Origin of the sequence: Lujinxingia litoralis, assembly GCF_003260125.1 — a bacterium.
Taxonomy (GTDB): Bacteria; Myxococcota_A; Bradymonadia; order Bradymonadales; family Bradymonadaceae; genus Lujinxingia; species Lujinxingia litoralis.
The window spans coordinates 1-4124 of the sequence record NZ_QHKO01000021.1; the positions used below are offsets into that span (position 1 = coordinate 1).

At 67.3% G+C, this 4124-nt stretch carries 1 protein-coding gene and 1 pseudogene; both read right to left on the reverse strand.

Features of this window, described 5'->3' with window-relative positions; genetic code table 11:
- Positions 1-1343: pseudogene (locus DL240_RS19420) on the reverse strand (hypothetical protein); the annotation flags it as partial.
- A 231-nt stretch (positions 1344-1574) separates the two neighbouring features.
- Positions 1575-4124: choice-of-anchor Q domain-containing protein (locus DL240_RS19425; protein ID WP_146618438.1), on the reverse strand; the 2550-nt coding region annotated here is incomplete at its 5' end.

Sequence of the window (4124 nt, forward strand, 5' to 3'; positions counted from 1 at the left end):
TGGCTGCCGCCGACCACGGTGTAGACGTTGCCCCAGGCGTCGGTGCCCAGCTGGTTAACGCTCACGCTGAGGGACCAGGTGCCCGGGTCCAGCGGGATGTGGGCGGTGCCCTGGCCGCTGAGCTGGCGGCTGTGAGAGATGCCCGCGCTGGCAACCCTGATGGTGAGGCTGCCGGTGGAGGGCAGGTCGTGGGACAGGGCCAGCCCCCCGTCGAGCGCGGCGTAGGTCTGGGTCAGGTGGGTAGTCTGGCCGCTCTGCACCGAGGCGGTGGTGGTGCGCGTGGCGGGCTCATAGGAGCTCCCGCCGGCGTTTACATTATGAAAGGTCAGGGTGTACTGCCCGGGCGCCAGCCCCGGGAGGTTGGTGACGTCGGGATAGGTGGTCTGGGCGGTGGAGGGGGCCGGGCCGGTCAGGGTCACGCTGGCGGCCGCGCCGGCGGGCAGTCCCTGGGTCACCACGTTGAGTTGGCCGGTGGCCATCCCAAAGTTGAGATGCGCGCTGGCGATGGCATCGCTTAAGACCTCAACGCTTTGCGGTGGCGCGCTATAGTTTAAGTCGCCCTGGGTCACATCGGCGGCGCTGACAACGTAGATGCCCGGGACGAGATCCTGGAGGGTGGTGGCGGAGTTGACCGTGGCGCTGTAGCCGCCCGGGCCGCTGATCGTGATGGTGGGCGAGACGCCGGCGGGAAGCCCCTGGAAGCTTACCTGAAGCTGACCGTTGGCCAGCCCGTAGGTGATGGTGGTGGGATCGTTGGCGCCGCTGGTCAGCGCGGCTGTGCGCACGGCGGCGTGGTAGGTCGTGGTCCCGTCGCTCACCTGCTGCGGGGTCAGGTGGTAGGTGCCCGGTGTCAGGTCATCAAAGAGCGCCGAGGCGTTGAGTATCACGTCGGTGTTCGGGCCGCTCAGGTTGACCTGAGGGGTGAGCGTGCCGGGGAGCCCTTCGATGATCACCTGCCAGCTGGCCGGTAGCAGCGCGTAGCTCAGGGTGAGCTCGACGTGCTGATCGGCCTCGATGGTCAGGTTTGCCACCGGCGCGTTGTAAGTCGCCAGATCCAGCACCATGTTCTGGGCCACCACCTGGTACTGGCCCACGGGGATTGCGTCGAGGATGCCGCCCTCGGGCACGCTCAGCGTGGTGTCGCCCACCAGCGCAATGTTGGGCCAGGGGCTCTCGGGGGGGAGGCCCTCCAGGCTCAGAGAGAGCGAGCCGGTCGCGTGGTCGATATCACCGCCGTCGTGCTCTCCGGCGTCCTGGTTTCGTCGTGCGTTGGGGCTGTCGCCACACCCCAGGGCCAGGGTGCCCAGGAGTAGGAGGGTGAGGAGTAAGTGGAGGCGATGCATGAAGGCTCCTTCTGTGGGGGAGCCCGGGAACGCGCATGTGGCGCGTGTCCCGGAGTGAAGTCGCGAGGGCGAACGTGGGTAAAATGCGGGGGTTAAGTAGGGCCAGAGGGACCCAAAGCCGGAGAGGTGTCCTGCTTTCCGGCTTTGGGGTATCCCGGCGCGCCGGCGTCCCACGCAACCGCGCAGTGGGGCGACGCATAAAAAGGAGGGCCGACAAGCGATTGGAGGGGCTCAGCGCGAAGTGTTCTCCCAGGCGCCAATCGTGCAGTAGCCGCCGTTGGGGCGCAGCATTCCGCGCTGATCTTCGGTGACGGCCATGCCGTTATCATCGGTGCAGGCGGAGGCGGGAAGTTTCATGGTGTAGTCGAGAGCAGCCTGGGTGGCGATGGTGTGGGTAAAGCCGCCGTTGTCGGCAAGCGCGTCGAGGGTGCGGGCCAGCAGGAGGCCGGGGACGCCGACGTAGTCGGTTGCATGCCTGGAGAAGGCGCTGCCCCCATGTTGAATGTAGTTATGACCCAGCGAGGCGATGGGTCGGGGAGTTTCCTGGCAGTGGAAGGCGTCGGCTTCGGTGCCCATCACCGCCGAGCTCTTCAGGTAAACTGGCGTGGCGTCGTCGCAGTAGGAGGCGATGGCGTAGCCGAATAGCGCGACGTTAGCGTCGAAGGTGGTGTGCACGAAGTTGGCCTCGCCATCGTACTGCACCCAGGCCCCGCCGGGGCTTAAGGTGGAGGTGTTGAAGTAAAACGTGGTGTTAGCGATGAAGGCACCGCGCTGGCTGTACACGCCCCCGCCGCCGCTTCCGGCGAAGTTTTGGTTAAAGAGTGCGCGGCTGATCACCATGTTGCCGTCGGCGATACCGGGGTGGGCAAAGATCGCACCACCGTTGCCGTCGGCGGAGTTCGACTTGAAGAGGGCGTCTTCGAGCACGAGGGGAATGCGCGTGAAGATCGCGCCGCCGTCGGCTTCGGAGGCGTTGGAGGTAAAGCGGACCCGACGCAGCACATCAAAGGGCTCGCCATCGTTCACGTAGAGCGCGCCGCCCCGACCCCCGGCGCTGTTGTCGGTGAAGTCGACGTCCGTGGCGCTGAACGCGCCGGTGGCGTGGACCGCTCCTCCATCGCCGGCGATCGACGCGTCGGCGAGGGTGAGCCCTTCGAGGTGGAGTGAGCCGCTACCCGGCACGGTGAAGATGCGGTCGGGGCCAATCGCGCTCAGGGTGAGCTGGTCGGCTCCGGGGCCCTCGATGGTGATGTCGCCGTCGATGACAAAGGCGCTGGCGGGCTGAATGCGCGTGATGCTCGGATCAAAGGTGATGACGCTGCCGGCGTTGACCCGGCCGAGCACCTCGCGCAGCGTGCCGGAGGTGGTGGCGCTATCGCCGGAGTGGGTCACCAGGGTGGGCTTCGAGGAGCTGATCGTGGCGAAGGTGGTCTGGCCGCTCTGCACCGTCAGGGTCTGGCTGCCGCCGACCACGGTGTAGACGTTGCCCCAGGCGTCGGTGCCCAGCTGGTTAACGCTCACGCTGAGGGACCAGGTGCCCGGGTCCAGCGGGATGTGGGCGGTGCCCTGGCCGCTGAGCTGGCGGCTGTGAGAGATGCCCGCGCTGGCAACCCTGATGGTGAGGCTGCCGGTGGAGGGCAGGTCGTGGGACAGGGCCAGCCCCCCGTCGAGCGCGGCGTAGGTCTGGGTCAGGTGGGTAGTCTGGCCGCTCTGCACCGAGGCGGTGGTGGTGCGCGTGGCGGGCTCATAGGAGCTCCCGCCGGCGTTTACATTATGAAAGGTCAGGGTGTACTGCCCGGGCGCCAGCCCCGGGAGGTTGGTGACGTCGGGATAGGTGGTCTGGGCGGTGGAGGGGGCCGGGCCGGTCAGGGTCACGCTGGCGGCCGCGCCGGCGGGCAGTCCCTGGGTCACCACGTTGAGTTGGCCGGTGGCCATCCCAAAGTTGAGATGCGCGCTGGCGATGGCATCGCTTAAGACCTCAACGCTTTGCGGTGGCGCGCTATAGTTTAAGTCGCCCTGGGTCACATCGGCGGCGCTGACAACGTAGATGCCCGGGACGAGATCCTGGAGGGTGGTGGCGGAGTTGACCGTGGCGCTGTAGCCGCCCGGGCCGCTGATCGTGATGGTGGGCGAGACGCCGGCGGGAAGCCCCTGGAAGCTTACCTGAAGCTGACCGTTGGCCAGCCCGTAGGTGATGGTGGTGGGATCGTTGGCGCCGCTGGTCAGCGCGGCTGTGCGCACGGCGGCGTGGTAGGTCGTGGTCCCGTCGCTCACCTGCTGCGGGGTCAGGTGGTAGGTGCCCGGTGTCAGGTCATCAAAGAGCGCCGAGGCGTTGAGTATCACGTCGGTGTTCGGGCCGCTCAGGTTGACCTGAGGGGTGAGCGTGCCGGGGAGCCCTTCGATGATCACCTGCCAGCTGGCCGGTAGCAGCGCGTAGCTCAGGGTGAGCTCGACGTGCTGATCGGCCTCGATGGTCAGGTTTGCCACCGGCGCGTTGTAAGTCGCCAGATCCAGCACCATGTTCTGGGCCACCACCTGGTACTGGCCCACGGGGATTGCGTCGAGGATGCCGCCCTCGGGCACGCTCAGCGTGGTGTCGCCCACCAGCGCAATGTTGGGCCAGGGGCTCTCGGGGGGGAGGCCCTCCAGGCTCAGAGAGAGCGAGCCGGTCGCGTGGTCGATATCACCGCCGTCGTGCTCTCCGGCGTCCTGGTTTCGTCGTGCGTTGGGGCTGTCGCCACACCCCAGGGCCAGGGTGCCCAGGAGTAGGAGGGTGAGGAG